Source organism: Kitasatospora sp. NPDC001175 (assembly GCF_053598215.1).
Genome location: NZ_JBSFJU010000091.1, coordinates 1 through 23327, shown reverse-complemented (window position 1 = coordinate 23327; position 23327 = coordinate 1). Strand labels below are relative to the sequence as shown.

Genomic DNA, 23327 nt, shown 5'->3' with positions numbered 1-23327 from the left:
GCTCCGGGGTGCGGTCGCTCGCGGCGGACGATGATCCGGGTGTCCTCGGGCAGGCCCGGCAGGTCGACCAGGCCGGTCAGCTCGGCGACCTGGGCGCCTTCGCGCAGCGTGCCGTCCTGCTCGAGGGCGGGGTGCCATACCTGGTCGGGCAGGTGGCGGATCGCACGGCGGACCGGTTCGGTGATGGACCATCCGACGGAGAAGGACGTGCGGATCCCGCGCGAGCGCAGGGCCCGGATGTGGGCCAGAAACGCCTTCGCGGATCCGGCGCTGTCGGCGCGGATCAGGATCTCGGTGCCGTGGCGGTGGGCGTCGGGGATCTGGGCGAGCGCGGCGTCGAGCACGGCGATGTGGTCGGCGGCGGTGTTGGCCGCGGCGTTTCCCGGCCGCAGCACCCCGGCCAGGGCCTCGCCGGTGTTGTCGAGGAAGCACAGCAGCGGGTGGTAGCCGAAGCCGTGCTTGTAGGTGGGGGCGGCGTGTTCCTTCTCGGAGTGGCAGGTGACGAGGGTGGCGTCGATGTCCAGGACCAGGCCTGGCAGTTCACGTCCGCCCGCCTTCGAGGCGGGAATGCCGTCCCGGGTCTCGCCGGTCTGCAACCAGGCGACCTCCCGGGCGGCGGCGCGGGCCGCCCGCAACGCTGCGAGCGCGGCCGGGTCGATGCCGGCCAGCAGCCGCCAGGCGGTCGGGGTGGAGGCGACCGAGCCGAAGACTTCGGGCTGATTACGCAGCAAGGTCAGGTCGGTGATCGTCTCGCCGCCGTCGGCGAGCATCACCGCCAGATCGACCGCGTTCCGGCCCGGATCATGGCCTGTGCCGCGCGGACGCAGACGGCGCAGGGCCTCGCCGAAGGCGTGGGTGAGGCCGACGGCGTCGGCGAGATCGGCCAACAGACGGGCCCCTGCATGGCTGACCACCCCGCGCCCGTCGGTGGAGACGACAAGCCGGGGCCGCGACCCGGTAGTGTGCACGTAGAAAGTGCCTTCCCGCTGGGCTGACAGAGACCTTCGACAAGCCTCATCTTCCCAGCACAGAAGGCACTTTCGCGTTCCCGCTCATGATCTGGACACCACCGCAAGTGAAACGCGCAGGCTAGATGGGGCCCCGGGCAAGCCGAGGCCCCGCTGGCTCCTACGCTTCGTGGGCAGCCAGGACTACCGGTCGAACTCGCCGCTACGCACACCATGGGTGAAGGCAATCCACTCGGCCTTGGTGAAGCGGAGTGGCGGACGCTTGTGGTCCTTCGAGTCGCGCACAGCAATCGCGTCATCCCCGAAGAACGCGACTTCCACGGAATAGGGTGCGGTAGCGCTCTTGCTGCTCTTCTTCCAGTGGGCCTTGGACAGGTCCACTGCGTAGAGGTCGTGTTCGTTGGTCATCGTTGCTGTCCCTTCCAGTTGCCCCCCTGGCTTGTGCCAGCGTCACCCGACAGGGCCTGGCCTGCGCGTCGGTGTACTCCAACGGACTGGCTCACCCGGAGTGACCGCGCTCTGGTCACGCGACCGGCCTGCTGACCTCAAACGGCCCAGGGACGGCCCGACCGAACCGCCATGAGCGCCGGCGGCCCTGCCTTACACGAGTGAGCCCCACAGCCTGTCCGGCCATATCCGAAACACGCCGACCCAGGCCGCCTCAGCCTGCATCACCATGTCGCCCGCACCTCCCTTCTCTCTCGACGGCTTCCCGTCCCACACGGCGACGACCCCGCTGGCGCGCTCCAGCAGGAGCCGGTTCGCGTCCTCGCGCGCCTCACGGCTGACGGTGGCGTACGGCAGCGTGACGACATCGACGGCATTGGTGACCAGCCGGTCGAACGTCTCGGCATGGTGGGGCTCCACCGTGGTCTCGCGGTAGCCCCGCGGCGTGGTCACCCTGGTGCCGCCGCCGGCGCCTGCGTCCCTGAACACGTCGCCCCCGCTCGGCTACGGCCGGGCGGGGCAGCGTTGCGTTTGATCAGCACAACGCCGACCCGGCCGTGATCGCAGGCTTCAAGCTCACCCTCAGCTCGGCGCAAGTGGATTCGTGCTGGGCGTCGATCCCCAGCCGTCGGCACGCCAGTCAGGCCAGGAGTTTTGACAGCATCCCCACAAGAAAGAGTGCCGAGATGATCAGCATCGTGACACCTCCGGGCCAAGTGGGAACCCGTCTCCCCGGAGAGACACGGTTAAGGAATCTGTCCGCCATGCCACGCGGGTTGAAGAGAGAAATGACCCCCACCACGCCGAACAGCAGACAAGCGATCCCGGGTCCGACGTACTCCATCCAAGCGCCGTTCCTTCAGTTGGCTACGGCCGCGCGGTCTTCTGGGCGAGACCGCTCCTGCTGAGGTGACGTTGAGCTTGCTCCAACTCGACCATTCCGCCCCCCAGTAGGGCGCAATCGTAGAGCTGAGGTGATTACCCTGACCAGACATCGGGCCTACACCATCTGCACCGTGCCAGGCTGCCCCGAGTACACGACCGGCGGCCGGTGTGAGGACCACCGGCGCGAGGCAGAACAGCGACGCGGCACCGCGCGGCAGTGCGGCTACGACCGCACGCACGAGCGCGAGTTCCGCGCCGCCGTCCTCGCCCGCGATCCGGTCTGCGTCCTGTGCCGCACCGCGCCGAGCAAGCACGCCGACCACTACCCGCTGAGCCGCCGCGAGTTGGTCGCGGCCGACCGAGACCCCAACGACCCGAGCAGCGGTCGCGGGTTGTGTGCCTCGCGTCATGGCCAAGAGACCGCGCGGCATCAGCCTGGCGGCTGGGCCAACCGTTAGTTCCGGCGGGGGCCGGTCCGAACGCGAGCGAGTCGGCGCGAGCGGACGCGGCAGCAACGTCCTGCCGGTACCGCGTGTACTGGGCTACGGTGATCCGCTGGATCACCAGGATGACCAGGACGGCGGCGGCGAGGTTGGACAGCTGCTCGAACGGTCCATAGGGGTCAATCCTGCCCGTGAGGAGCAAGACAAGCGGACCTCCCACAAAATCCACCAGCCAGGCGAGCCACCAAGCTTCCACCAGCCAGCTGTTGCCGGCCAGTCCGCTTGCACGCCAGATGTCCAGGGTGACCCGGCGGGGGATCCACCACCACGCCACGGGGATGAGCCAGCCGCCAATGGCGAGACCAGGCGAATACCGGTGCGCACCTGGCGCGAGGGCCTCGGCGTTCCTCCGGACCCGGCTGAACCAGACGAGGAAGAGCACGCCTGGAGCTGTCTCAAGCACCCCCGTGATCAGGCGTCCGGGCGTAGGACACGGACTTCTCGCCGCCGGCCACCCACAGCACCACCATCCAAACGGTATAGAGCGCAACCGACAGTTGAACGGCCAGCGCCTGCCGACGTGGGTCGGCGAACAGCCCGCGGTGCGCCCACGCGCGCAGATTCGGGCGGCCGTCGGCTGATTTCACGTGCACTGCATCCCCCACCGAAATGACCTGCGGCGCCCAGCACGCGCAGAGACCGTCGCACTATATCCAAGCCACTCGCCGCTGATCACGGCGAGCAGAAGCCCTCGACACACTCCGGGCGTCGGGGGATTCGTCATTCCCGGAGGCCGACATGGCGAACATCTGCACCGAGCGCGGCTGCACCAAGGCGCGGCGCGCACGCGGACTCTGCTCCACCCACTACAACCAACGACACCAGCCCAACCGGCGCGCTGCCCGACCTACCTCCTGTGCCGTCTGCGGCGCCCGGGTCCTACGGCCGACCAGCTCCACCCGTCGGCCCACCTGCTCAACCACCTGCCGACGGACTCTTGCGTTCGGCCCGGATGTCCAACGTCGGGGCGGCTACGACTGGGCCAGCGACGCTGTGCAGCGGGCGATCCGTGCCGGCGCCGTCGTGGTGGAGAAGTTCGACAGGCTGACGATCTTCGAGCGCGACAACTGGACGTGCTACCTGTACGGGAACCGAGTCGACGCCGACGCGTCGCCGTTCGATCCCGCCAGCCCGACCGTCGACCGCGTCATACCGCTGTCGCAGGGCGGCGAGCACAGCACGGCCAACGCGCGGACGGCGTGCCTGCACTACAACAGCGCCAAGCAGGCCAAGCCGCTGGTCACCAAGGGTGACAAATGCAGCGGCACCCCATCCCACTGACCCCCTGGCTTGATCGTAACGATCACGCCGAAGGGGGCATCCCCCGGGGATCCACCGGGAATGGTCACCCTCGGTGACTGGCGGCTTGGCTTGCTGGCTGTGCGGCGCTGCCGATCACGCTCGAAACCGTCCGGATGGCGGCGCTGGAGGCGACCAGCGACACCAGGATGGTGTTCTCGCCCGGACTGGCCCGATCACGACGGTGTTCCCGATTTTATGAATCGATGGCGATATTGTGCCGAACGCTCCGAGGGGCCGCCGGAGCGATCAGTCGAAAGTACCGCGAGCCTGCGGAGTGAAAGTGATCTCACATGCCTGCCAAATTCACATTATAATTCTATTTCGCACATTCTTGACTGTTTTCCAAATTCCCGCATATCGTCCACAGGGACGCGCATGAACCGACTTGAGATGAAATGATGAATCATGCTGAAGTGCCGGTTCGGATTCACCCTTACTGCCGGGATGACTATCCTCGCCTTCGGCGCCGTGCATGGCGCGACCGCCCAGGCCGCCCCGCGTGACCATGCCCGCATGGCGCCGCGTGTGACGGCGGGACCGGCGGTCGGACCGGCGGCGGGCAAGCAGGTCATCGAGCTGGACTCTCCGGCAGAACTGCCCACGACAGGCAGCCAGTCTCATCTGCAGTCGGCCATTGCAAAACTGCACGTGGTCTACCACACAACCGCCTTCACTAACAACGACGGCGGCGAGTGCCTGGACGGTGACACCAACACCATCCCCAACAACGGCGCCAAGGTCCAGCTCTGGGCCTGTAATGGTTGGAGCAACCAGAACTGGTACTGGTCCCCGGTGCCGAACAAGCCGGTCGGCTACTACAACATCCAGAACGGCGACGGCTGGCAATGCCTGGACGGTGACACCAACACCATCCCCAACAACGGCGCCAAGGTCCAGCTCTGGGCCTGCAACGGCCAGAGCAACCAGATTTGGGCCTGGAACGGCCACACACTGCGGAATGTCGACGGCTCGCAATGCCTGGACGGTGACACCAACACCATCCCCAACAACGGCGCCAAGGTCCAGCTCTGGGCCTGCAATGGTTGGAACAACCAGGACTGGACCTGGCACTGACACGACAGCTGTAGACAGCCAGTGACCCGGCTCCCGCCGGGATCAGCGGTTACTCCAGCCATCGGGCTGATGCCGCGAAGTCTCGGCGCTTTGGCATGAGGGGCACAGACCACGACCGCATGTCGGGTCGTTGGGGTCGCGGCTGGCCGCGAGCTGGCCGCGGCCAGCTCGCGGCGGCTCAGCGGGTGATGGTCTGCGTGCTTGCTCGGCGCGGCAAAGGACGCAGAGCGGATTGCGGGCGAGAAAGGCGGCGCGGAACTCGCGCTCGTGCGTGCGGTCGTAGCCGCGGGCTCGTGCGCTGCCGCGTCGCTGCTCGGCCTCGCGCCGGTGGTTCTCACACCGGCCGCCGGTCGTGTACTCGGGGCAGCCTGGCACGGTGCACACGGTGTAGGCCCGGCGTCGAGTCATGGTGGGGACCTCCGATCACGATCCGGCTAATCACGGCAGTTTCTATGGCCGCTCGTTTGGGTGATCTTGCGCATGTCGACGGCCCGTAATGGGGAGCGAGCATTCTGATCAGATGTCCCACTAAGTCAGGAAGCCCCTATGGCCATCGGCGACACCTTCTCGTCCAGCACATTCGCCATCGAGCTCGGCAAGTTCCAGGTTGAGACCGTCCAGAGCGTGTCAGGTCTGCAGCTGGAGCAGGACGTGATCGAGGTCCGGCAGGTCAACCCGACCGGCGAACTCCTCATCCGCAAGCAGCCTGGATCGCGAGAGTCGGGCGAGATCACCATCACTCGCGGCATGGACAAGAGCACCGCCTTCACCGACTGGATCAAGGCCACTCTCGTCAACACTGATCTCGACGCTGCCCGTCAGAACATCACCATTGCCGTGAAGGACGCCCAGAAGCAGACCGTGCGGCGCATCCACCTCTCGAACGCGTGGGCGTCCCGCTGGGAGGGACCGCAGCTGGGCAGTTCCAACACCGGACCGGCAACGGAGCAGGTGACCATTACCTACGAAGACATCACCGTCGAGTAGCCGAGCGCGTTGTTCCAAAAAGGGGCTGCCGACCGGTAGCGCACAAGCGGCGAACCTCGCTGGCTCGCTGAGCTGAGGAAGCGGGCCGCCGCCGGGGGCAAGGTGGCGGCCCGCTGGTCTACGCGCCGTGCTGCCCGTACGTCCGGCCCGCGCGGTCCCGAGTGGAGCGTTCGGCGAGGGCGACGTCCAGGTGCCGGTACATCGGCCGGCCCTGCTCGTCGAGGGCAGCGGCCTTGAGCTCGCCGCGGTTCTTCCAGCTGCGGATGGTGGTCGGGCTGACGCCGCACAGCTCGGCGGCCTGAGGCCCGGTCAGCAGGTCGTCCACGTCGACCTCCCCGCAGAACGCCGAAGGGCCCGACCGGAGTTGGTCGGGCCCTTCGTGATGATGGCGCACGTGTGGTGCTGACATCAGCGTTGCACACCGGATCGATCTTGCGCAACTACTTGGCTTCGTTGGTCAGCTAGGAGACGCGGCTCGTGTCGACACCTGCCGTTCGATGGGGACAGCGCGGACCTCCGCAGTTCGGAGTCCCGCGCTGTCGTCACCGTTGTGGTGGGCCGGGTGCTGGTGCAACCTCAGCTGTGGTTGTGGCAGTGCGGCCAGTGGCCGTGGTCGCAGTGCGGCCAGTGCCAGTGACCGGGGCCGGGGTCGATGATGGTGGGGTCGTTGGCGGTAGCGGTGCCGTTGCCGCCTCCGCTGACGGTGGCGGTGTTGGTGAGCGTGCCGGTGGCGGTGCGGGCGACGCGGACCCGCAGCGTGATGGGTGGGTAGGTGCCGCCGGGGTTGAGGATGTCGCTGCGGGTGCAGGTGAGGGTGCCCACGGTGCAGCGCCATCCGTTGCCGGTGATGCTGAGGGCGGTGAGTCCGGCCGGGAGGGTGTCGTGGACGGTGACGGTGGTGCCGTCGGTTGGGGCGGGTCCGTTGTTGCCGACGGTGATGGTGTAGACGCCCGGTCTGCCTGGGGTGAAGTTCCCGGTGTGGCTCTTGGTGATGGTCAAGGAAGGCTGGGGGCTGGGGGGCAAAGCGATCGCGACACCGATCGGGTTGGTGCCGACGGGGACCGTGGCCACGACGGTGTTGGTGGTGGTGTCGATCACCGACACGGTGCCCGAGCCGTCGTTGGTGACGTAGGCGTGCAGGCCGTCCGGGGTGATCGCGACACCGGCCGGCTGGGTACCGACGGGGATCGTGGTCACGACGGTGTTGGTGGTGGTATCGATCACCGACACGCCGGGGGACGCGCCGATGTCGGCGACGTAGGCGTGTAGGCCGTCCGGGGTGATCGCCACACCGACCGGGCCGGCGGTGGAGGCGAGGAAGATCGTGGCCACGATGCTGTTGGTCGTGGTATCGATCACCACCACAGTGCTCGTGGCCAGGTTGGTGACGTAGGCGTGCAGGCCGTCCGGGGTGATCGCCACACCGAACGGGCCGAAGTTGTCGGTGATCGTGGCCACGATGGTGTTGGTGGTGGTGTCAATCACCGACACATCGTTCGTGCCGTTGTTGGCGACATAGACATGCAGGCCGTCCGGCGTGATCGCGAGGCGTTCCGGATTGACGCCGACGGGGACCGTGGCCACGACGGTGTTGGTGGTGGTATCGATCACCGACACATTACTCGAGAACGTGTTGGCGACGTACGCGCGCAGACCGTTCGGGGTGATCGCGATACCCCTCGGGCCAGTACCGACGGGGATGGGGCTGCCCACGACAGTGCTGGTGGCGGTGTCGATCACCGACACACTGTTCGAGCCGGAGTTGGCGACGTAGGCGTGTCTGCGGTCCGGGGTGACCGCCACATCGAACGGCTGGGTACCGACGGGGATGGGGCTGCCCACGACCGTGTTGGTGGCGGTGTCAATCGTCAACACATTGTTCGAGCCGTTGTTGGCGACGTAGGCGATGGGGGACGGGGTGGCTGCCCAGGCCGGGGACGGCGCAACGGCCGGCAGGGCCAGTCCCGCCAGCACGGCCAGCAGCCCTGCCATGCAGACCCGCCCCCAAGCCCACGACCATGGCCGAAGCCCGCTCTCCCCGGGCCCCGGACCGCGATACGGCCTCTGTTTTCTCTCGCGCCTGATCACCGGCACCTCCACCTCACGCAAGGGCAGCCTGCGCCAGCCGTATCGAGCGCGGCGGCGACACGCCGGAGATCACGTAGTGTGATCACTGAATCACTTTATGTGCTGAGCCGCGATTCTGATGATCTCGACACGCTTCGATCCGGCGCGGGCAAGTATCCTGCGACAGAGGCGCTGCCGATCCGCGGCCTACGGCTACAGCCAGCTCACAGGCCGGAACGGCGCACACCCTGGCCCAGCCTGACGATCCGTCGAACTGTCCCTCAGCGCCGCATCGGGCAGTGTTCGCATCCGTTGTGACGTGTCGTCCGGATGGTTTGCCAGGTCCGGCACCCGCGCTGAAGTCGCGGTCGATCAGGTCGGGGGTGGCCCAGGCTCGGGGTCTGTCTCTTGCCAGTCCGGATGACCGGCCGGTCCGGCAGCTGGCGCCTGTGACCCCACAGGCTCACACGCCCCCGGAGCTACTTGATCAGCTGGGAGACGCGGCTCTTGTCGACGCGGGCAACGCGGGCGACGGTGGCAGGCTCGACGCGGCCGGCCGCGAACCGGCGGATCAGCTCGTCTCGCTAGACCGGGCTCAAGGTCAGCGTCGACCGACTGACCGGCGTCTAAAAGAACGTGACCCGCGGCGACCATGGCGTCCAGTTCGGCAGCGTCGTGGTGGCGTCCGATCAGGGGACCGAGGGTGACGGCGGCCGGTCCGGGTTCGGGCACAACGGTGGGCGCAGACGGTTTCGAACCGCCGACATCTGCTTTGTAAGGATTGGCGTGGGGCACCCTCTCTGACCTGCGCCCCACTCCACCTGCGCTTGAGCCTGCCGGCAGCCCGCCCACGCCCCCGACTGACCGTCACGTACCGCCCGATCTGGCACGCTTGTGGCACAGCCGAGTTCCAGCCCCGGGGTTGAATGAATCGCACCCGGTTCACTGCAAGTTCACCGCCTTCGCGCCGTGCCGTGGTGAGGGAAGTTGCAGTCGCCACCTGACGTGCTTGCTTCCACCAGCAGGCTCAAGCCTTCCGGCTGATCCAGCGGTGCCACCACCGGACTGGCAATCCCCACCATCCGCCACCGAGCTCTAACGGCCGAGGAGAAGGCACACCAAAAGCGACATATGGTTTATTTAGATCATTTACCTTGTATGTCACATAGGCTCCATATGCGACTAAATCAGTTGATGATCTTTAGTGACTTTGACAATCCCCCAACCAGCCGCACCCTTCAGTCGTAGACTGCGTACCTCTAATCCATGCAGCTGCGAGGTGCCAGTGATTTCTGCGGGACTGTTCAGCGGACTATCGAGCCTCAGCGGAAATCTCCTTCAGCTCTATAAAGTAAAGCAGGATGGAAGCTACAGCGCTCAGCAAAAACTGCTCCACACCCTGAGAGAGCAAGAGGCAGAGCGCGCGCACACTCGGACACTCGAAAGAGATGGCCATCTTTCTGCTTCAAAGGCCAGCGAACTGGCGACATCACAATATTACGAGGCCGAAAGAGACTGGCGTCAAGCCCGCATAGCAGTTCACGTTAAGGAGATTCAGGACCGCCTCGAACGCCAGCGCGATGAGACCCCTTTTCCATACTCGCTTGAAGAATTCTACGACCTTGTTTTTGAAGCCACCAATGGCGGCAAGACACCCGCGCTCCTGGTCGCACCGTTCTTCCGGGATGACCTTAGTGGTCAAGCGAATGATGAGGGGCCTCACTCATTCCGCGTATGCATCAGGAGAAGCTGGCTTCAGGCAAGCTGGGCTGATGATCTAGCTACCCTGGATGGGGTACTCAATAGGCCATTGCGCAAGACTGATCTTGACATCCTTATCATCCAGAAGGCGCTACGGGAGCTTCCAGTAGTGCTCGTCTACGGCGAGGTCCAGTCGAATCAGAGAGTATGGCCATCGCTTTGCGCATGGAATATTGTCAACTCTCCTGAAATGCGGTCTGTTCAAATCAATTTTCCCCCCATCTCTTTGCCTGAGAATAACGCAGACCAAGCCACTGCGGCCAGAAATCAGCTTGCTTTCGAAGATGAGCTAGGTGGCTCAACGGCAATTACTGCCGGCCTAATCGCCGAATGGTTCCACCTGGTCAGAAATGGCAGAGCCCCCAGACTTCATAGAATTCTTCCTGAAAATATGGGGCCAGAGCGGAGAACCATTGCCGCAGGCCTGGCCGCCTCCTATGAAGTCGTTCTAGAAAGCAATCGTATTGATGTGCTTTCTGCTCGCGTAGCCCAAGCGAATATCTACATGGAGGGAGCCCTTCCTGAGCATGCCGCAAACTCAGCCTTGGAGGCCCTTCGAGTGGCGGAATCTTATACATCCGAGAAAATCAGTCAACTGACCACAGACACCTTACGGCGACTAGGTTTCATTCTTGATTCTCTCGGCTACGCGTCCGAGGGGGAGCAGGCGAGGTCGCTCCTGGAGTCGGTAGCCCGCGCGACGGTCCGACGCAATCTTGGTTGGGAAATTCAATGAAGAAGCAGAGAGTTATCGCCGCCATAGATTTTGGCACTCACGGCACGGGCTTCGCATGGACAACAATCAACGAACGCCATGAAAACCCGAAGCGTCGGCATATCTCAGTCCGGACTCGCTGGAAAGATCACCCGTCACCCTATCCGAAGAATCTGTCTGCGCTATTGTTGAACAGTCAGGGCCAGGTAGTCGCATGGGGTTATGAGGCTCGTCGGAGATGGGCTCGTATCTCTGCTCGGGGCGATGAAGGCTACCAGTACATCAATGGCTTCAAGATGTCATTGGCTTCCGAGGATAATCAAGCTACAGAAGAGATTCCCGGAGGGAAGTACGCTCCGGAGCGGTCACGCGAACTAGTTACCGCAATCCTGAGCAATATTTACCAGATCGCCATCGAGGAAATTAGCAAGAGCGGTTTCGTTCCCGAGGAAATTCGCTGGTGCCTTACTGTGCCGGCTATCTGGAACGACTACCAGAAGCAACTGATGAGGGAAGCTGCAATCTCTGCTGGGCTCCCTGAAGATACCAAGCGTCTCCAACTAGTCATCGAACCTGAAGCAGCAGCTTACGACGCACGTGTATCCGGCGTACGAACGGTACATGCTAGCGGGCGCCGACCTAGCCTAATGTCCCGAGGTTCGCGATTCTTGGTGGCTGACTGCGGTGGCGGAACTGTAGACATCACAGCATATCGAACTGACAGCATGAATCGATTGGAAGAAATCGGTCGCGAATACGGCGGAAAGTACGGATCCGAGTATGTAAATCAGGCCTTCCTTGAGAAGGTCCTTTCCGTCCGATTTGGATCCTATGATGTAATTGATCGAATTCTTTCCGAGGCTCCAGCCTCGCTTCTCGATCTCCTGGATTCTTGGGAGAAGGAGAAAGTAAGCATTACTGACCTGCAGGACGATGACATCTACTTGCCACTTCCTGCGGCCGTTTACAAGCTACTGGGTGAGGAGGCGCGCCGGTCTCTCAGCGAGTGCCAGGGTGGCATCACTGACTTTATTGTTGTCAAGAGCAGCGAGGCCAAGGAAGTCTTCGATGTTGTAATTCCAGGCATCCTGGCTCTCGTTGACAGGCAGCTGGAAGAAATGAGGCGCCAAAGGCGCAACGGCTCTGGTCGGGAACTCGTAATTCTCGTAGGAGGATTTGGAAATTCGCCATACCTCCAAGAGCGACTGCAAAATCATCTGGCGGATCGGGCCGACGTTTTGGTTCCGCCACAGCCCGAAGTAGCTGTACTTCGAGGCGCCGTACACTACCTATACGACCCGCAAACAAAGTCTCGACGCACCAAGTTTACCTACGGCTGCGGCACATCAGCGGACTTTGTTACTGGTGTCGATCCAGAGGATTATAAGATCACCCTCCCTGGCGGGAGAGAGAAATGTCGAGATCGCTTCAGTCGCTTCGTTTTCTCCGGCCAAAGTGTGCGCGTCGACGAATTGGTCACGCATCAATATTCTCCACTGTATGCCGACCAGGCGACAGTAACATTCAAGCTTTACACCTCAGTTGCAGCAAGCCCAAGATATGTAACCGATGCAGGCTGTTTAAAAGTCGGAGAAGTAGAGGTTGACCTGTCAGAAGTTATGGATCTTCCGCTTGATCGACGCTCCATTGTCCTGGCCATGTCTTTTGGCGATGTTCAGATTGAGGTCACCGCAACAGTGAAGGAGACTGGGAAGATGGTGAAATCCCACGTCGACTTCAGTCCCGTGGAATAGGCTCTGCCCCACTCGCTCAGAAGGCAACCATAATGGATGGTAAGGTTCCAGGTAGCCCCACCGCTTCTGAAATTGCTAATTGTGACTCAGCTGCGGTCTTGACTCAAGTCTCCGAGCAACTAGCTTCAGTCCTCGCGGAGATGGCTAAGGTCACGAACCGCATAGAAGAGCTTGAGGAAAAACTCCACGCAGTACTAGTTGAATGGACAAAGGAGAGGGAAGACCTCACCGGAGAGCGTGACGAGGTTCACCGGCGAGCAGCCAATGAGATCTCTCGGTTCGTCAGTCAGAAAGTTCAAGCCCTAGCCTATATGGCAGCTGCTCACCACAACTCCAGCCATTACTCACAAAAAAATGTCGGCCAGCTAATTGCCAAGCTGACTGTCTGCTACCTTGGGCCATCGAATATTGACTTGCGGCGAGCTCGTCGATTGATAAGGGCTCGACAGGGAGACGAACGGTGGATCGCCGCCGGCAACGCCGCCACTCAGGCAAAGGCTATCCTTTCCTCTCTAAGAGTTAGAGGGGTCGAGTTCGTTTGGGACTATGAATTCGATCAAGACTTCCCGTTGGATGATTCACGCCAACAACCTTGGTCGACCTGTGACCCAGATGGTGACGTGGCCTTCGTCGTAACGCCAGCCTATATCGCCGATGGTGAGTGTTATCTACGGCAACAGGTCTTCACGGTATCGACGGCAGCCGGCTAATTGCCAGGTTTATCCACTGGGCGGCGGAGCGGTTTTGGCCGGTGTCCTGTCTGGTCTGGGGCCGGGCATGATCGGGGGGCCGTAAGCTGTTGCGACTCGGTCAGGGCTTTCTGGCCTGACCGCAATTTGGCCGAGTGGCCCCCCGGTCTTGCTCGGCGCGGGTCCCGGTCCGGAGAGGTGGGTAAAACCGCGGAGCCGCCCGCCCCAGCCACCCTGCTGCCCCTCTCCGGGCGGTCGCGCCGGGACCGGGCGCCAGCCCGCACGCCCGGCGTCGGCCGCCACGGGCGGGGCAGCGGCGCGCGCAGGGCGCGCGCCCTTGACCTGGTAGAGCGGAATTCGGCAGTGACTCGGGATGGTGTCCGGGGTTCGCGGCTTACAGCGTGACGGTGGCGACGGCGGTGTCGTCGTGGATCTTGCCTCGGGGCCAGCGCCGGCCTTCGGCGTCGCTGAGTTCGGCGGCTCGGACTTCCCGGATCAGGGTGATGGGCCCGTGGTCGTGGATGAGCTTCAACGCCTGGCCCCAGTCGGCGAGATGGAAGCGGTCGACCAGTCGTGAGGCGCCGTCGCTGAGCATGGTGAAGCCTGTGAGGTCACTGCGGGGCACACTGCCGGTGAGCGACGCGTACGCCGCCGCAGGGTCGGCTGCTGCGACCCAGAAGCCGTCCGGCTGGTTGCGGTGGGCCCGCATGGCCTCGACGTACGCGCGCAGGGCGTCGGCATGCTCCGGCGTACCAGCGAGCGTGGCGTCCATGGGCCCGCGCAGGGCGGCGCCGACCTGGGCCTCGCGGTCGTCGGTGATGGCGACGGGCTCGGTCTCGTCGGCGTGTTCAAGGACGAGGGTGGAGTCGGCCAGTACGAGGTATTCGAAGACCTCGTCGGTGACGCGGACCGCGATGACGGTGGCCGACGGTGTGCCGGGGTGCTGCAAGTCGCAGGTGTCCGCGTGGAGTTCGGCAGTCTCGGTGATGGCGTCGGCGAGGCAGTCGGTGAGTGCCCGGTCGGGCTGGTTGGTGACGCTGGCGAGCAGGTTGACGCCGAGTCGGGAGACGTACCAGGCGACGCCGTGTTCGCAGCCCGATTCGGATCCGGCTGGGGTGCCGGCGCCGTCGAGCAGTACGACGGCGCTCGGGCTGGCGGCGATGAAGTCCTCGTTGGGGCGGTCGGTTCGGGCGGGCTCGGTAGCGATCTCGATGCGCACCCGGTCAGTCTGCCCCGTGGCGATAGAAGGGCGACAGTAGACGGACGCTGACGGGCTCGTTGTCGGCCGGGTTGTAGTCGACGTTGACCAGGACGGAGAAGCAGTCGGTGCCGGCCTGCCGGTACAGGTCGGCCAGGTCGTTGACGATCAGGTGGACGACTCCGAGGGTGCCCTGTGGGTGAATACCTGTCAGGACCATGATCAGTCCCTTGCCGTCGGGCCGAGGCAGGCGCCCGAAATACGCGACGTCGGAGTTGGCCTTCGGGGTCGAGTCGATGCCGGAGCGGTAGGCGACGCCGGTCTCGCGGTCGCGCAGGGTCCACGGCCCGTCCTCAGCGCGCTCGAACACGATCGAGGGGTCTTGGGCCAGGACACCGGCGACATGGCTGGAGAGCCGCGGGCCGCAGATCACGATCATGTCGTCGCGGTTGAGGTCGATCTCGCCACCGATCGGCACGTGCTCGAAGCTGGGATCCAGCTTGTAGGAGCGGGCGAGATCACCGAGGCGCTGGGCGGCGGCGAAGTCCTCGGCAGCGAGCACCGGCCGGGCGTTACCCGCTTCCTGCTTGAGCGGTGTGGCGATGATCAGCCGGGCGTTGCCCAGGAAGGCGCCTTCGGGTGCGGGGGCGGACTGCTTGAGCTGGTGGATCCGCCCCCGAGTGAGGCCGGCCTCGGCCGCGATCTGGGCGTAGGACATGCCCTGTTCGTGCAGCTCGGAGATCACCCGCTGGCGAAGCCTCGACAGCTCGGTGACCTCCTGCTGGGCCTCGGCCAGCCGCACGGTCGCCGCTCGCAGTAGCGCGAACGGGTCCTTGATGGCGGCGATCCGCTGTGTCTCTCCCGCCATGTCTCCTCCTGTGTCGGCTCCTGCCAGTGCAGAGTCTAGGGGGATAGACATGATCAGCAAACGGAGGTGTCGGCCGGTCTGCTGCGGGCTGTCGGTCATCGCGGATCTCCTGACGGCTGTTCGGCAACCGTCTTGTATAGGGGGCTATACACCCCGTGGAGTGGACTTCTCTTCCTGAAGCTGCGGAAGGTCTTCTGCCGGGGATGCTAGCTCCACCCAGAGTGACTGAGCACCCTGGCCCTCGAAGTTGTGCCCCCACTCGTCCGCGAGGGCGAAGACGATCGTGAGCCCGCGCCCGAAGAAGCCCACCTCATCCGCCGGCCTGCCGGTCCGACTCTTCTTGGCCGGCCCCTCGTCGAACACCGCGATCCGGAGCCGGTCACCCCACTGCCCGATCTCCACCCAGAAGTAGCCGTCCTCACCGGAGCGGCTGTGCAGGACGGCGTTGGTCGTGAGCTCGGAGACGATCAGCTCGACATCCCTGAACTTGGGGTGAGCGGCGCCGAGTGTGTCGCGGACCATCTTCCTGGCCACTCCCGGCGCTTCCGGCACTCCACGGAACCGGACGATCGAATGCATGGTGAAGATCCTTTCGCTGCAGTGACGCCTCGGATCAACTACATTCCGTAAGGCTTGTATTCGAGCTTGAAAGCTTGGGTCCGAGCTTGTCAAGCTGATCTGAGAAACCGTGAGATTGGGGTGCTCGTGGGAGAGTTGGGACGACCGGCCTACCTGCGCCTGGCGGATGCGCTCCGCGCCGAGATTCTTTCCGGATCGCGGGGGCCGGGTTCGAAGATGCCGAGCATCGCCGATCTGTGCCGCGAGCACGGCCTTTCCGAGCAGCCGGTACGGCAGGCCCTGCGGGTGCTGACCACCGAGGGACTGATCGAGGGTCGGCCGGGATCGGGCACCTACGTGCGGGTCCGCCCGGACAAGACCCGGATGGCGCGGGGCCGCTACCGAGCGCCTGGGAGCCCCTTCGCCGCCGAGAGCGCCGCCCGGGGAGTCGAGCCCTCCTGGTCTGGCTCGTCACAGAAGACCTACGCGACGGCCTCGCTGGCCGCTCGACTCGGGATCGTCACGGGCGATCCGATCATGCAGACGCAGTACGTCTTCCGCGCGGACGGCGAACCGGTCCAGCTCGCAACCAGCTGGGAGCCGCTGGCCATAACCGAGCACACGGACATCGCCCTTCCCGAGCTCGGCCCACTGGCGGGCCGTGGGGTCGTGGTGCGCATGGCCGGAATCAGCGTTGTGGTCACCAGGGTGACCGAGGACGTCACGTCCCGCCCGGTACTCGAAGCGGAAGCCGGCCAACTCGGTATCCCACTGGGGTCAACCGTGCTGGCCATCGAACGCACCCATTGGGCGGGCGAACTCGCAGTCGAGACAGCAGATATCGTGCTCTCGGCCGACCACTTCCGGCTCTCGTATGAGATCGAGATACCTACCGCCAGCCACAGCGACGGGTGCGGCCAGGACTGGGACGACCCGATAGAACGTCAGGAGTAGAACCAGTCCGGTCCCGTACCGAGAAACGCTCAATGTCCGTCGGTCTGACTGGGGTTCTAGCTCAAGTCGGTGTGGATCAGCAGTCGCGCCGCGGTCTGGGCGGGCGTGTCATCGTTGATGTAGATCGTCCGTGTTGCCAACGCTCGTGCGCCGGGGTCGTCGAGCCAGTGCGCAAGGAAGTCGTGTCCGTCGATAACCCAGGAGTTTCCTTTGCTTGCGGTGCAGCGTTGCCGTAGGACGTTCAGCGAGATCTGTCGATCGGGTGAGGGCACGACCCGGACCACGTCTCGACAGCGGCCCAACGCATCGCGGACGGCGGCCAGGCACCCAGGGGTGGTGTAGCTGGTGTGGCCTGCACCCAGCCCGATCACTGCGTCGGGGTGATCGGCGATGACGCAGGCCACAGCGTGCGCGCGGGCCGATTCCCATTCGGCCTCGGCTGCGAGACGTCCGACGGCGGCGATGCGCCCGCGGAGCCTCGGAATGCTCCATCCCGCCTGGGCGTAGTAGTCGTCTGCCACAGCGTCCAGATCGATGAACGGCCGTTGCGTCTTCGCCGCGACCTCTTGACCCAGGGTGGTCTTACCGGCGCCCGCAGGGCCGGTCAGAACCATCCATGGCGTGGCTGCGGACGTGACCGGACTCATGCGGCCATCACCTCATCGCGAGCGACCGTCGCCTCCTGGCTCACCAGACCAAGATCCTCGTTCGACATGGCGGCAGTCTGGCACCTGCCGCACGCCCGAGCGATCCAATTGAATGGTGAACCCATCTCGCCTGACGACACGTCAAGATCTTTGTATATCCCCCTGGACACCTCCGAGGCGGATGCCCTACCTTGAATGTCCACCCCCCTAGACAGCCTTCTCGAGAGCGGTCGGCTTCCGACTGTCTAGGGGGGTGGACAAGGAGAGATCTTCATGGCCATCCGTGGTGCGATCCCCGTCCGCTTCGAGGACGTGTTCCCCGCCGGCGCCTTCGCCGTCTCGGTCGATCCGGTCGCCGACTTCGACGCGAGCAAAAGCAGCGGTTCCAAGGTGCAGGCGCGCGACAGGGCGACCGGGCATCCGCTCTGGGTCGTCTCCGTGGTCGACCCGGACCCGGAGGCGCGGGACACCTCGGCCCGGGTCAAGGTTGCCGCGCCCGTGGTGCCGGTCCTGCCGGACGCCGCGCCGGGCCTGCCGTTCCGGCCGGTCGAGTTCGAGGGCCTGACCGTGACCGCGTACGTCAACAACGGCGGCCGGGTCGCCTACTCATTCCGCGCCGAAGGCCTGCGTGCTCCCGCCCCGAACCGCCCTGCCGCGAAGTCGGCGGCCTGACCCGACCAGCGCGGTCCCCGGCGTGCGGAGAGCGGTCCTCGACCGCCCGCACCTCGCACGCCGGGCCCGACGAAAGCCAACTTCACGAACGAGAGGGGTGAACAACCGTCATGTCCAAGCTGAGCAGCCACAGCATCAAGACCGCCGTACTCCTCCTGGCAGTCGCCTGGCTCGTGCACTCCTGGGCCATCGCCTACCTCGGGCCCGCCGGCGGCATCGCAGTCATCGCCCTGTACGTCGCCGGTCCGGTCAGCTGGCTGATCTACCGAACCCGGTCGCTGCGCTCGCGCATCCGCCGCGGCTGGCCCGACCTGAGCTATGCCCTGGGGCTCTGGCAGCAGGCGCCGCTGCCGCGCTTCGACGCGCCGTACGAGTACGTCTGGCCGCGCATCGCCCGGATCAGCAGGCACCCCGACGGGCTCGATGTCTGGATCGGCTTGCTGCCCGGGCAGGTCCCCGATCACCTGGCGCAACACGCCCAGGGGATCGCGCACACCTGGCGCGTGGAACGGGTCGAGGTCGGAAGCCCTCGGCGTGGCATCGTCGTCCTGCGGGCCTGGACCACGGACCCGCTCGCCTCCCCGTTCACCACCACCAGGCTTCCCCGCCCCACGCCTCCGTCACCCGGCAAGCGCCTGCGGAAGTGGCTCGCCAGGTTCACTCGCTGGGCTGCCCACCGCTCCTTTCGCCTGCGGAAGTTGGCGAACAAAGCTCGCCAGACTGCGGCCTCGGCCTGGTCAGCTTCAGCACTAGGCCTTCCGGGCGCTGGTCGCGGTGCTGCGGCTCTCGCGCCGGGTCTGGGCACTGCTCGCCGAACTCCGGGAGGAGGCGGCACTGCGGCCAAACCGATGGGCCCGGCAGAGCAGTGGGCGTCGGTAGAGATCGGCACCCGCGAGGACGGCTCTCCGTGGCGACTGCGGCTGCACGGCACTCACGTCCTGGTCGCCGGGGTCACCGGCTCCGGGAAGGGCTCGGTACTGTGGGGAGTGGTCCGGAAACTGCTCCCCGCCGTGGCCGCTGGCCTGGTGCAGCTCTGGGCACTGGACCCCAAGCGCATGGAACTGTCCTTCGGGGCAGGGCTGTTCGCCAAGTACGCCTGTGACCCCGAGCGCATGGTCGAGCTGCTGGAAGAAGCCGTCGACCGTATGCAGGAGCGAGCCAAGTCCTTCGCCGGTCGCGTCCGCTCACACACCCCGACACCCGACTCACCGTTCGTCGTCGTGCTCGCCGACGAACTCGCTTTCCTCACCGCCTACCAGCCCGACCGGGACCTTCGCCGCCGGGCCGAGTCAGCCATCGCCACCCTCACCAGCCAAGGGCGTTCGGTCGGCTTCTGCCTCGTCGGCGCCCTCCAGGACCCGCGCAAGGAGGTGATCAACCTGCGCAACCTCTTCCCCGACCGGGTCGCCCTGCGCATGGACGAAGCCGCCCAGGTCGACATGGTCCTCGGCTCCGGCGCCCGCGACCGGGGAGCCTACGCGGACCTGATCTCGCCCGACCCGCGGACCGGCGCGGGCGTCGGCTACGTTCGCAACGAAGGCAACCCCCAGCCGATCCGCGTCCGTGCCGCCTACGTGCCCGACGCCGAGATCGAAGCGCTCGTCGCCCAGTACTGCCCCAACCACTCCGTCTACACGGTGTCTAGCCCCCTCGACAGCACTCCGGAAGGCGGTGCCCGGCCGTGATCCTCACCGGCTCCTTCGTCCTGCTCCTCGGCCTCCTGATCACCGTGCTCCTGCGCCACAAGGCGCTCAAGGTCACCCACCTGCTCCTGTGCGGCACCTTCGGCTTCCTCCTCGCCGACACCGTCGCCGCCACGCTGATCCGCCGCCTGCTCGCCTGGCTCACCCACTCCTTCACCGCCGTCCACCCCTGACCGAAAGGCCCCGCCATGACCGACAACCGCCTGCCCAGCGCCGCCAACTACCCCGTGCCCCAGCCGGAATCGGGCAAGGACCCGCGCTTCACCCGCGGCCTGCTCTTCGACATCGCCCGCCGCATCGAGGACGCCGGCTACCCGCCCATCACCACCGGCCGCGACCTGGTCCGGCTGATGGAAGCCCTGTACGCCTTCTGCTACACGGAAGACCGCCGATGACCGCAACCACCCGCGCCGAACGGGCCAGGATGCCACTGGCCCGGAACGTGCTCCGCTCGGTCGCCGAGCAACACGGCGTCTGCGTCCGCCCGGTGGCCGTCCGCCGCACCGACGTCCTCACTGGCGAGACCCAGATCATCGATATCCCCTGCGGCGCGACCCGCGCCAGCCTCTGCCCCACCTGCGCCGAACGCAAGCGCCGCCTACGGGCCGCCCAGTGCCGCGAAGGCTGGCACCTCACCGAGGAACCCGTCCTCGACCCCGACCCGGCCACCGACGAACAGCACTTCCTCACCGAACTCCGCGCCGACCTCACCAAAGCTCACGCCACTGCCGACGGACCGGAGACCGAGGAACTGGCTTCCCTCCTGGCCGAGGTCGACGAACAGCTCGCCGACAGCGGCGTACGCGGCTCCCTCGCCCCCACCGCCACCGGCCGCCGGGTCCGCTCCACCCGGCGCCGCCAGGACATCCCCGACCTCCCCCGCCGGCCGGTCGAAGCCCGCACCCTCGGCAAGGCGTACACCGCTTCGGACGGCAAGACCTTCCGCCCCTCCCTCTTCCTGACCCTTACCCTGCCCTCCTACGGCCGGGTCCGCACCGACGGCACCCCCGTCGACCCGGCCACCTACGACTACCGCCAAGCCGCCCGGGACGCCCTCCACTTCCCCAAGCTCATCGACCGCTTCATCCAGAACCTCCGCCGCTTCGTCGGCTACGACGTCCAGTACTTCGCCGTCGTGGAACCGCAACGCCGCCTCGCCCCGCACCTGCACCTCGCCCTGCGCGGAACCATCTCCCGCACCGAACTGCGCCAAGTCGTCGCGGCCACCTACCACCAGGTCTGGTGGCCGCCCACCGACCAACTCCGCCACACCCCCGAATCCGCTCCCCGCTGGTCCCCCGAGCACACCGCCTACCTCGACCCGGCCACCGGCGAAGCGCTCACCACCTGGGACGAAGCCCTCGACCTCCTCGACCAGGACCCCGACGCCGAACCTCTACACGTCTCCCGCTTCGGCTCCCAACTCGACGCCCAAGGCGTCCTCGTCGGCTCCCCGCAGGCCGGCCGCTGCATCCGCTACCTGACCAAGTACCTCACCAAGTCCGTCGCAGAGTGCCACACCGCGGACAGTGCCACCGAACAGGACCACGTCGACCGCCTCGCCGCCGCCCTCCGCTGGGAACCCTGCTCCCCCACCTGCGCCAACTGGCTCCTCTACGGCGTCCAGCCCAAGAACGCCCACCCCGGCCTCAACCCCGGCAACTGCCGCGCCCGCGCCCACAAGCGCGAACACCTCGGCTACGGCGGCCGCCGCGTCCTCGTCTCCCGCAAGTGGTCCGGCAAGACCCTCACCGACCACCGCGCCGAACGCCGCGCCTGGGTCCTCGACATCCTCGGCGACACCGCCACCCGCCCCGACCCCACCCGCTACCTCTGGGCCCTCGTCCGCCCTGGCGACCCCGACGCCACACCGCTCGCCACCCGCCTCCTACGCGCCGTCGCCGAACGCGTCCGCTGGCGCCAAGCCCTCGACCAGGCCCTCGCCCTCGCCGACAGCCCCGGCCATCCGACAACCGCGAACCGCTCGGAAAGGAAGGCAGCTTGAACCCCATCGACCCCCTCCTGACCATCGCGCAGGTGGCCGAACTGCTGGGCACCACCGAGCGGTTCCCCCGCCGACTGGTCGCCGAACGCCGCATCACCTTCGTGAAGGTCGGCCGCCACGTCCGCATCCCGGCCTCCGCCCTCACCGAGTTCATCACCGCACGCACCGTCCAGCCGATCACCATCCGCCGCAACTCCCTGAGGAGGGCCGCCTGATGACCAACAACAAGGGTCGCCGCCGTCGCTTCGGATCCGTCCGGCAACTGCCGTCCGGTCGCTGGCAGGCCCGCTACCCGGACCCCGTGACGGGCCAGCTCCGGTCCGCCAAGAAGACGTACGAGACCAAGACAGACGCCGAGCTGGCACTGTCGCAGATCGAGGCCGACATCTCGCGGAACCAGTGGATCGACCCCGACGCCGGCAAAGTCAAGCTGGGTGACTTCGCCGACCAGTGGCTCAGGGAACGGAAGTTGGAGGAGACCTCCCGAGAGCGCTACGCGATCGTGCTGCGTCTCCAGATCAAGCCGAAGCTCGGCAACCTCTCGCTCGCCGAGATCACTCCGGCACGTGTCCGCTCCTGGCGGTCCGCTCTCCTTGGGGACGGCGTCGGCGAACCGTCCGTGGTGAAGGCGTACCAGGTGCTGCGGGCCATCATGAACACCGCCGTGGACGACGAACTGATCCAGAAGAACCCCTTCCGGATCAAGGGCGCCGACACCTACGACGTCCCGGAACGTCCCATCCTGACCGTGGCCGAGGTCAACGCCGTCGCCAAGGCGATCAAACCGCGGTGGCGGGCCCTCGTCCTGCTCACCGCTTTCACCGCCCTGCGGTTCGGTGAACTGGCGGCGCTCCGCCGTCGGGACATCGACGTGGAGGCCTGTCAGCTCTGGGTTCGCAAGAATCAGGCGGAACTGCACAACGGCAAGCTCCTCGACAAGGCACCCAAGAGCAGCGCGGGATTCCGGCCGGTGGCTTTTCCCGCCGATATCGTGCCCGCGTTGGTGGAACACCTGGAGCTGTACGCCGGGGAGGGGCCGGAAGGCCATTTCTTCATCGGTCCCCGAGGCGGTCGACTCCGCCGGAGCAATTTCCGGGACGACTGGGTTGCCGCCCGTACGAAGGCCGGGGTGTCGAAGGAAGCCCACTTCCACGATCTCCGGCACACCGGGAACGACCTCGCTGCCAGGACCGGCGCCAGCACCCGGGAGCTGATGACGCGCATGGGGCACAGCTCCACCCGGGCCGCGTTGATCTACCAGCACATGAGCAGCGACCGCGACCGGGCCATCGCCGACCGGATGGGTGAGATCGCCCGCCAGCAGCTCGGCCGGCAGGATCCGCCGGACGCTTCTGGCACGGATGTGGCACGGCCGGACTGACAAGATCGGCGGCGCCGAGTACGACGAAGGGCCAGTTCATGAGGATCATGCCTCTGAGCTGGCCCTTTGTGGTGACGACTGAAGATCGTCCGCTGTGGGCGCAGACGGTTTCGAACCGCCGACATCTGCTTTGTAAGAACATCGTTTTGACGCTACCTCACCTGCAATGATGTCACTTCTGAAGATCAT

At 65.7% G+C, this 23327-nt stretch carries 25 protein-coding genes and 1 pseudogene; 15 read left to right on the top strand and 11 right to left on the bottom strand.

Annotated elements, in window-relative coordinates; translation table 11 throughout:
* The 3 genes from ACWDAK_RS36535 to ACWDAK_RS36525 form a co-directional block, all read right to left on the bottom strand.
* The coding region (locus tag ACWDAK_RS36535; RefSeq protein WP_427395897.1) for an IS1380 family transposase at positions 1–998 on the bottom strand (998 nt) is incomplete at its 3' end.
* A gap of 153 nt (positions 999–1151) precedes the next feature.
* On the bottom strand, positions 1152–1376 hold the full coding sequence (locus ACWDAK_RS36530; RefSeq protein WP_344634321.1) for a DUF397 domain-containing protein: 225 nt from the start codon (positions 1374–1376) through the stop codon (positions 1152–1154).
* A 192-nt stretch (positions 1377–1568) separates the two neighbouring features.
* Entirely contained in the window at positions 1569–1904 is a 336-nt protein-coding gene (locus ACWDAK_RS36525; RefSeq protein ID WP_427395895.1) for a type 2 periplasmic-binding domain-containing protein, read from the bottom strand.
* Positions 1905–2431: 527 nt separating this feature from the next.
* On the opposite strand from ACWDAK_RS36525, the gene ACWDAK_RS36520 reads away from it, so the two are divergent.
* A complete protein-coding gene (locus ACWDAK_RS36520; RefSeq protein WP_344634323.1) occupies positions 2432–2758 on the top strand; it encodes a holin in 327 nt (108 codons plus the stop codon).
* Positions 2759–2906: 148 nt separating this feature from the next.
* Here ACWDAK_RS36520 and ACWDAK_RS36515 read toward each other — a convergent pair.
* A pseudogene (locus ACWDAK_RS36515) lies at positions 2907–3185 on the bottom strand (DUF4328 domain-containing protein); the annotation flags it as partial.
* Positions 3186–3198: 13 nt separating this feature from the next.
* Entirely contained in the window at positions 3199–3390 is a 192-nt protein-coding gene (locus tag ACWDAK_RS36510) for a hypothetical protein (RefSeq protein WP_427395894.1), read from the bottom strand.
* 151 nt (positions 3391–3541) lie between these two features.
* On the opposite strand from ACWDAK_RS36510, the gene ACWDAK_RS36505 reads away from it, so the two are divergent.
* From ACWDAK_RS36505 to ACWDAK_RS36495, 3 genes are all read left to right on the top strand, one after another.
* Positions 3542–4084, top strand: a complete 543-nt coding sequence (locus tag ACWDAK_RS36505) for an HNH endonuclease (RefSeq protein WP_427395893.1) — start codon at positions 3542–3544, stop codon at positions 4082–4084.
* Positions 4085–4549: 465 nt separating this feature from the next.
* Complete coding sequence (locus ACWDAK_RS36500; RefSeq protein ID WP_344634325.1) at positions 4550–5179, top strand: RICIN domain-containing protein; 630 nt, start codon at positions 4550–4552, stop codon at positions 5177–5179.
* Between the two features lie 546 nt (positions 5180–5725).
* Complete coding sequence (locus ACWDAK_RS36495; protein WP_427395892.1) at positions 5726–6166, top strand: phage tail protein; 441 nt, start codon at positions 5726–5728, stop codon at positions 6164–6166.
* A gap of 118 nt (positions 6167–6284) precedes the next feature.
* On the opposite strand, the gene ACWDAK_RS36490 is transcribed toward ACWDAK_RS36495, so the two are convergent.
* Both ACWDAK_RS36490 and ACWDAK_RS36485 read right to left on the bottom strand, forming a co-directional pair.
* A complete protein-coding gene (locus ACWDAK_RS36490) occupies positions 6285–6491 on the bottom strand; it encodes a helix-turn-helix domain-containing protein (protein WP_427395891.1) in 207 nt (68 codons plus the stop codon).
* 251 nt (positions 6492–6742) lie between these two features.
* On the bottom strand, positions 6743–8158 hold the full coding sequence (locus ACWDAK_RS36485; RefSeq protein WP_427395890.1) for a YVTN family beta-propeller repeat protein: 1416 nt from the start codon (positions 8156–8158) through the stop codon (positions 6743–6745).
* Between the two features lie 1354 nt (positions 8159–9512).
* Here ACWDAK_RS36485 and ACWDAK_RS36480 point away from each other — a divergent pair.
* From ACWDAK_RS36480 to ACWDAK_RS36470, 3 genes are all read left to right on the top strand, one after another.
* A complete protein-coding gene (locus ACWDAK_RS36480; RefSeq protein WP_427395889.1) occupies positions 9513–10730 on the top strand; it encodes a hypothetical protein in 1218 nt (405 codons plus the stop codon).
* Entirely contained in the window at positions 10727–12463 is a 1737-nt protein-coding gene (locus ACWDAK_RS36475; RefSeq protein WP_427395888.1) for an Hsp70 family protein, read from the top strand. The genes ACWDAK_RS36480 and ACWDAK_RS36475 overlap by 4 nt, the downstream gene beginning before the upstream one ends.
* A gap of 98 nt (positions 12464–12561) precedes the next feature.
* The gene (locus ACWDAK_RS36470; protein ID WP_427395887.1) at positions 12562–13173 is read left to right on the top strand and encodes a hypothetical protein; all 612 of its coding nucleotides are present in this window, start codon (positions 12562–12564) and stop codon (positions 13171–13173) included.
* A gap of 373 nt (positions 13174–13546) precedes the next feature.
* Here ACWDAK_RS36470 and ACWDAK_RS36465 read toward each other — a convergent pair whose 3' ends face one another.
* The 3 genes from ACWDAK_RS36465 to ACWDAK_RS36455 all read right to left on the bottom strand — a co-directional run bounded on the left by ACWDAK_RS36465 (position 13547) and on the right by ACWDAK_RS36455 (position 15797).
* Complete coding sequence (locus ACWDAK_RS36465) at positions 13547–14371, bottom strand: protein phosphatase 2C domain-containing protein (RefSeq protein WP_427395886.1); 825 nt, start codon at positions 14369–14371, stop codon at positions 13547–13549.
* 4 nt (positions 14372–14375) lie between these two features.
* Positions 14376–15218 (bottom strand): sigma-70 RNA polymerase sigma factor region 4 domain-containing protein, encoded by an 843-nt coding sequence (locus tag ACWDAK_RS36460; RefSeq protein WP_427395885.1) that lies wholly within the window; start codon positions 15216–15218, stop codon positions 14376–14378.
* Positions 15219–15362: 144 nt separating this feature from the next.
* Complete coding sequence (locus tag ACWDAK_RS36455; protein WP_427395884.1) at positions 15363–15797, bottom strand: ATP-binding protein; 435 nt, start codon at positions 15795–15797, stop codon at positions 15363–15365.
* Between the two features lie 120 nt (positions 15798–15917).
* On the opposite strand from ACWDAK_RS36455, the gene ACWDAK_RS36450 reads away from it, so the two are divergent.
* A complete protein-coding gene (locus tag ACWDAK_RS36450; protein ID WP_427395896.1) occupies positions 15918–16730 on the top strand; it encodes a GntR family transcriptional regulator in 813 nt (270 codons plus the stop codon).
* A 56-nt stretch (positions 16731–16786) separates the two neighbouring features.
* Here ACWDAK_RS36450 and ACWDAK_RS36445 read toward each other — a convergent pair whose 3' ends face one another.
* Positions 16787–17377: a shikimate kinase gene (locus ACWDAK_RS36445; RefSeq protein WP_427395883.1), complete on the bottom strand. Its 591-nt coding sequence runs from the start codon at positions 17375–17377 to the stop codon at positions 16787–16789.
* A gap of 273 nt (positions 17378–17650) precedes the next feature.
* Between ACWDAK_RS36445 and ACWDAK_RS36440 the strand changes: the two genes are divergently transcribed.
* The 7 genes from ACWDAK_RS36440 to ACWDAK_RS36410 all read left to right on the top strand — a co-directional run bounded on the left by ACWDAK_RS36440 (position 17651) and on the right by ACWDAK_RS36410 (position 23138).
* Positions 17651–18049, top strand: a complete 399-nt coding sequence (locus tag ACWDAK_RS36440; protein ID WP_427395882.1) for a plasmid replication, integration and excision activator — start codon at positions 17651–17653, stop codon at positions 18047–18049.
* 110 nt (positions 18050–18159) lie between these two features.
* Complete coding sequence (locus ACWDAK_RS36435; RefSeq protein WP_427395881.1) at positions 18160–19734, top strand: FtsK/SpoIIIE domain-containing protein; 1575 nt, start codon at positions 18160–18162, stop codon at positions 19732–19734.
* Positions 19731–19925, top strand: a complete 195-nt coding sequence (locus ACWDAK_RS36430) for a hypothetical protein (RefSeq protein ID WP_427395880.1) — start codon at positions 19731–19733, stop codon at positions 19923–19925. The genes ACWDAK_RS36435 and ACWDAK_RS36430 overlap by 4 nt, the downstream gene beginning before the upstream one ends.
* Before the next feature lie 15 nt (positions 19926–19940).
* Positions 19941–20147, top strand: coding sequence for a hypothetical protein (locus ACWDAK_RS36425; protein WP_427395879.1), 207 nt, complete (start codon positions 19941–19943; stop codon positions 20145–20147).
* Positions 20144–21757 carry a replication initiator gene (locus tag ACWDAK_RS36420; protein ID WP_427395878.1) on the top strand — a complete coding sequence of 538 codons (1614 nt, stop codon included), beginning with the start codon at positions 20144–20146 and terminating at the stop codon, positions 21755–21757. The genes ACWDAK_RS36425 and ACWDAK_RS36420 overlap by 4 nt, the downstream gene beginning before the upstream one ends.
* The gene (locus ACWDAK_RS36415) at positions 21754–21972 is read left to right on the top strand and encodes an excisionase family DNA-binding protein (RefSeq protein ID WP_427395877.1); all 219 of its coding nucleotides are present in this window, start codon (positions 21754–21756) and stop codon (positions 21970–21972) included. Before ACWDAK_RS36420 ends, ACWDAK_RS36415 begins: the two co-directional genes overlap by 4 nt.
* Positions 21972–23138 (top strand): tyrosine-type recombinase/integrase, encoded by a 1167-nt coding sequence (locus ACWDAK_RS36410; RefSeq protein WP_427395876.1) that lies wholly within the window; start codon positions 21972–21974, stop codon positions 23136–23138. Before ACWDAK_RS36415 ends, ACWDAK_RS36410 begins: the two co-directional genes overlap by 1 nt.
* Positions 23139–23327 lie beyond the last annotated feature (189 nt).